This window comes from Chamaesiphon sp. GL140_3_metabinner_50 (assembly GCF_025361915.1).
Lineage (GTDB): Bacteria > Cyanobacteriota > Cyanobacteriia > Cyanobacteriales > Chamaesiphonaceae > Chamaesiphon.
In genome coordinates this window covers 1-5156 of sequence record NZ_JANYJC010000283.1, presented here as the reverse complement: position 1 = coordinate 5156, position 5156 = coordinate 1, and the positions used below count along the sequence as shown (strand labels likewise).

Genomic DNA, 5156 nt, shown 5'->3' with positions numbered 1-5156 from the left:
GCGATCGCCAATGGCAAACCACCCAAACCAGTGAAAGTCAATCTCCGAGGGACTTTGGTTAAACTTGGCATCGGTAAGGGCTTGGCAAATATCTTCGATCGCGTCCAGATTGGCGGTGGCGAAGGGTCACTAATTCGCCATGCAACTTATCTCGAAATGCTCCCCACGCCGCTCCATAATTTCAAAGCAACGGCTGAGTGGATTCAGGACAGCATATTTAACAGTTTTACTCAACCTACCGTAACTAGTACCGCCAATCGATCTCAACCCGCTATTCCTGCCAAAACCCGCGCTGCGGTGCTGTGGATTGGCGGTGGTGTAGCGATCGCCACACTCCTGATTGGGGTGATAATTACTGCCGAGCGATCGCCCCAATGGCGACAACCGCAGCCAACATCGATTCACCGCCGAGCGTGATTTCCTTGGCTATTTCTTTCACCACATCCACAATTGCTAAACTCCTCTCGCTCAATTGCCCCATCGCTTTGATGCCACCTTTGCGATTAGAACCATCCTTCTCACCCTCACTATCCTGCAAATCTTCCCCTGCTTCACCATGTCATCCATCGCCCGCATCACTTCTTCGATTCTCCTGATGGAGAGGCTACGCCAACGAGTTGCGATCGTCCCAAGCATGAAGCCAGTAAAGATCGATGTAATCAGTGCCCCACTGTTAGGCATACCTTAATTTTTTAAATATGGTACTTACGACAGAGTTCTTCACCAACTAGTTTAGGTAAAGTGATAAATAACAAAGCAAGTGACTTAAATCAGTCGTACGAACAAAATGAACCGCATTCAAAAAATAGCCCTGGCAATGGGCGCAACCTTTACGATGGGTATCGCGATGCCGCTGACAACGATGGCGCAGACGCATCGTAATCTCATCCAGCGTCATCCAAATGCGACTGGAGCCGTTGCGGGATATGCCGCCTATAAAGCCGCCAAGGGCACGGGCCGCAACCGCAGCATGAGTGGAGGACATCGTAATATCATGCAACGCCACCCGGTTTTGACTGGTGTGGCAGCGGCAGGTGTCGCGCATCATTATGCCAAGAAGCATCGCTAAGAAATATGCCGATCTTGGCATTGAAACAGAATAACTGTAAAAACCTGGGCGTTGCTGAATTGATGTACGATCTACCGATCGGTAGCAAGATCTACGCAAAACAATGAACAGTAAATCAACGACAATCGAATGTCCTGAGTAAGTCAACTCGTGTTAATAAGAGATGACCAAATCTTTATGGTTTATTATTTATAGTGTGAGTGTGATTGCGATCGGATTATGGTTCGAGCGTTACGTTCGCCGCTTGAGCGAGACATGCCTAAGCCTGTGGGATTATGGATCGGCAACAAACAGTATCGGTTTTGAAACAGCCATTCTCCAGCACGGACATATTAAGCATCTTATTCTTTTAAGATGCTTAACAGGATTTAGATTGTTTGAGTTGAGTTGAATATCGATTAACTATTAGCTTGTAAAGCTCTAATAAATTCGCGAATAACATCTGTTTTCGTTCTTTCATTCTTTTCGGTAAAACTTTCAAGGATTGATAGTTCTTGGCTGGGAACTTTAATATTTAGTTGCTTTGTTTTTCTGACTTTTACAGTCATACATTTAGCGATCGAATTGCGATCGGATATGTGAATATATAATTATTCAACCAGAAATATAAATTTTCTACCTACCATCTTTACCACTCTATTGATGTAGCCTGATGAAGTAAAAATCGAAGTAGTGTCAAATCCCTGAAGAACCCTGGCACTGAGGACAATAATGCGTACCTCTACCGCCTAGCCGCATTTTAGAGATCGGCGTTCCACAGACGCGACAGGGTTGCTTTGTGCGATTATAAACCCACGCCATGCCCCCATAATTGCCGTTGGTGCCCTCAACGCTGAGATAATTACTAAAAGTGGTGCCGCCGCTATCGATCGAGGTTTGCAGCACGTTTATGGCGGACTCGCGTAATAGTTCGATCTGGGCAAGCGAGAGTTGGTTAGCTGGAGTTTCGGGATGAATTCTACTCATAAATAGAGCTTCATCGGCATAGATATTTCCTAATCCGGCAACTAAGTTTTGATCCAAGATGACGGTTTTAATATTGCGCGAGGACTTCTGGAGTTTAGCCGCAAAATACTCGATACTAAAAGCCGGATCGAATGGCTCTGGGCCTAATTTGCCCATCCCCGTCATCACTTGTCCTGGTTGCTGGCTGGGGGGAATCCACCACATCTGTCCGAATGTGCGCTGATCTACAAACCGAATTTCCCGCTCTTTACCCAGAAACAATCTCACGCGGGTGTGCTTATGTACCTCTGCGCTGCTCTCTACCCACAGCAATTGCCCCGTCATGCGTAAATGCACTCCCAACCAGCCAGCTTGCTGCTGAGTGGCTTGTGAAGCTAATTGTGCGTATAAATATTTGCCCCGTCGATGCCAAGTTTGAATTTTGGTATGTCTGAGTCCAAAGCTAAACTCTTCCGGCGTATCGGGGTGTGCGATCGTGCGTGGTAATAGTACTTCAGTGCCAGTAATCGCTCGATCGAGTGTATATTTTTCTAAACCTCGACGAACTGTTTCAACTTCTGGTAATTCTGGCATTGGCAATCTAGGCTGGTAACTAGGAAATGGGTTAGGATCTAAATCTAACCGAGATTAGGATCGATCGAGTACCCGCCCTAGTCGCCAGTGCCGCATACCGCTTATTTTTCGGCAGTTTTAGTGGCTGCTGGTGCAGATTTAGCCGCTGGTGCAGCTTGAGCCGCTGGCGCAGCTTTTTTAACTGCTGGTGCAGAGACTTCGGTTAGTTCGCTAACTGCAAAGTTATTAGTATTCACGCCCCCAGCATTACCGCTGTAGCCGCTATGATTAACCTTGTCAAACCGCACGATGACGTTATATTTGATGCCGCTTTGGTCGATCGAGACTACGCTCCCGATGTCTTGGAACCAGTAAGATTCCTTGCGGAGGACGCGAACTTTGGAGCCACGTTGAAGTGCCATAATTACTGTTCCTGTTTGGAGTAATTGGTTTTAAAAAAAAGGATTCAGCCACAATTAGCCATCACGCTTATTTTCTGCAAATTTCGCCCCCTTTTTGACACAAGGTAACAAAGCTTAATTTAGGGGATAGTGAATAGTGAATAGTGAATGGATTTTGGAACGCTCCTCTAGATCCTTTGTTTTCCAGTCTCCCAGTCTCCACTTCGGCTTCGCTCAGTGCAAGCCAGTCCCCTCGTCCCCCACTCCCTCGACACCTGTGAACTTCGACTCCGAACATCTCTTATTCACTCCCGCTGCGCCAGATCGAGATGCAATTCCGACGATCTTTGCGTTTCCGAATACTTATACCGTGGGGATTACTAGCTTAGGTTATCAGGTGGTGTGGGCGACTTTAGCCATGCGATCGGATGTGGATATTTATCGGTTATTTACAGATGTCCGAGAATCGTTACCGCGATCGCCAGAATTAGTCGGTTTTTCGCTATCTTGGGAATTAGATTATGTGAATATTCTCAATTTATTAGAGTCGCTAGAAATTCCATTGCGGAGTAGCGATCGCGGTGATAACGATCCGCTGACTTTTGGCGGTGGGCCAGTTTTGAGTGCTAACCCCGAACCTTTTGCGGACTTTTTCGATGTTGTTTTAGTCGGCGATGGAGAAGATTTACTCGGTAATTTTATTAATGCTTATCAAGAAGTTAGAACAGCCGATCGCACCACTAAACTAAAGCATATAGCACGAGTACCGGGGATTTATATTCCCAGTTTGTATGCGGTTGAATATGATGAAAACCTAATTACTAGTATCAGTCCGATCGATAGTAATATACCCGCAACTGTTACCAAGCAAACCTATAGAGGTAATACCCTTTCTGTTTCTAGTGTCGTCACTGAAAAAGCCGCCTGGGAAAGTATTTTTATGGTTGAAGTCGTTAGAAGCTGTCCAGAAATGTGTCGATTCTGTTTGGCTAGCTACCTGACTTTACCATTTCGGGTCGCTAGTGTTGAAGAATCGCTAATTCCAGCGATCGACAAGGGATTAGAAGTCACCAATCGCTTAGGATTACTCGGTGCATCGGTGACTCAGCATCCAGAATTTCCGGCATTACTAGAACACCTCGCACAACCTAAATATGATGATGTCCGCTTGAGTGTTTCTTCCGTTCGCACCAATACAGTCACGGTTCGACTAGCTGAAATTTTATCTAAACGCGATAGCAAATCGCTAACGATCGCTGTAGAGAGTGGTTCGGAACGAATTAGAAATATTGTTAATAAGAAGCTAGCCACTGATGAAATATTTCAAGCCGCTGCTAATGCGAAGGCAGGCGGTTTAAAAGGATTAAAACTATATGGCATGGCAGGGATTCCTGGCGAACAAGAGAGCGATATCGATGAAACCGTTGCCATGCTGCGATCGCTCAAAAAAGCCTCTCCAGGGCTGCGTCTGACGTTTGGATGCAGTACCTTCGTGCCCAAAGCTCACACGCCATTTCAGTGGTTTGGAGTGAATAAAGCAGCCGATAAAAGATTAAAATTACTCCAAAAACAACTTACCCAAAATGGGATCGAATTTCGTCCTGAAAGTTATAATTGGTCGGTAATTCAAGCGATAATTTCTAGAGGCGATCGCAGGTTATCTCATCTACTCGAACTCACCCGGAATTATGGAGATTCGATCGGCAGTTTCCGGCGCGCATTTAAAGAATTACGCGGGCAGATTCCCGAACTAGATTTCTACGTCCATCAAACTTGGGATACCAGTCAGATTTTACCCTGGCATCACATTATTGGGCCATTACCTGTGCCGACTTTAATCAAGCATTTAGAATCAGCAACAGCACAATTTGTATAACGATCGATTGACGAACTTTGATGGACTGCTATTCGATAATCTTAGTCCATCTATCGATCGAATAAATCATAGTTCAGATAATTGCTTAAATCAAAAACCCCCTCACAACGTGAGGGGGTTTTAAATCTCTTAAACTCTTATATCAAACAGATATTAACCGTTGATGGAAGGAGCAGTCAAAGCAACTGGAGTAGCTTCACCAGCAGCTAAGTCAAGAGGGAAGTTGTGAGCGTTGCGCTCGTGCATTACTTCCATACCTAAGTTAGCGCGGTTGATGATGTCAGCCCAGGTG

6 protein-coding genes and 2 pseudogenes are annotated in these 5156 nt (G+C 45.6%); 5 read left to right on the top strand and 3 right to left on the bottom strand.

Annotated elements, in window-relative coordinates:
- The 4 genes and pseudogenes from Q0R35_RS13845 to Q0R35_RS13830 all read left to right on the top strand — a co-directional run.
- Positions 1-417, top strand: a pseudogene (locus Q0R35_RS13845) (NAD(P)/FAD-dependent oxidoreductase); the annotation flags it as partial.
- A 139-nt stretch (positions 418-556) separates the two neighbouring features.
- The gene (locus Q0R35_RS13840) at positions 557-688 is read left to right on the top strand and encodes a hypothetical protein (protein WP_295619265.1); all 132 of its coding nucleotides are present in this window, start codon (positions 557-559) and stop codon (positions 686-688) included.
- A gap of 99 nt (positions 689-787) precedes the next feature.
- Positions 788-1069: a hypothetical protein gene (locus Q0R35_RS13835; RefSeq protein WP_295619262.1), complete on the top strand. Its 282-nt coding sequence runs from the start codon at positions 788-790 to the stop codon at positions 1067-1069.
- A 163-nt stretch (positions 1070-1232) separates the two neighbouring features.
- Positions 1233-1460 carry a hypothetical protein gene (locus Q0R35_RS13830; RefSeq protein WP_295619259.1) on the top strand — a complete coding sequence of 76 codons (228 nt, stop codon included), beginning with the start codon at positions 1233-1235 and terminating at the stop codon, positions 1458-1460.
- 284 nt (positions 1461-1744) lie between these two features.
- Here Q0R35_RS13830 and Q0R35_RS13825 read toward each other — a convergent pair whose 3' ends face one another.
- Together Q0R35_RS13825 and Q0R35_RS13820 are read right to left on the bottom strand one after the other, a co-directional pair.
- Positions 1745-2608, bottom strand: a complete 864-nt coding sequence (locus tag Q0R35_RS13825; RefSeq protein ID WP_295619256.1) for a DNA-formamidopyrimidine glycosylase — start codon at positions 2606-2608, stop codon at positions 1745-1747.
- Positions 2609-2709: 101 nt separating this feature from the next.
- Positions 2710-3009 (bottom strand): photosystem I reaction center subunit IV, encoded by a 300-nt coding sequence (locus Q0R35_RS13820; RefSeq protein ID WP_295619253.1) that lies wholly within the window; start codon positions 3007-3009, stop codon positions 2710-2712.
- Positions 3010-3265: 256 nt separating this feature from the next.
- Here Q0R35_RS13820 and Q0R35_RS13815 point away from each other — a divergent pair, with 256 nt between their 5' ends.
- Positions 3266-4864: a radical SAM protein gene (locus Q0R35_RS13815; RefSeq protein WP_366944893.1), complete on the top strand. Its 1599-nt coding sequence runs from the start codon at positions 3266-3268 to the stop codon at positions 4862-4864.
- 153 nt (positions 4865-5017) lie between these two features.
- Here Q0R35_RS13815 and Q0R35_RS13810 read toward each other — a convergent pair.
- A pseudogene (locus tag Q0R35_RS13810) lies at positions 5018-5156 on the bottom strand (photosystem II q(b) protein); the annotation flags it as partial.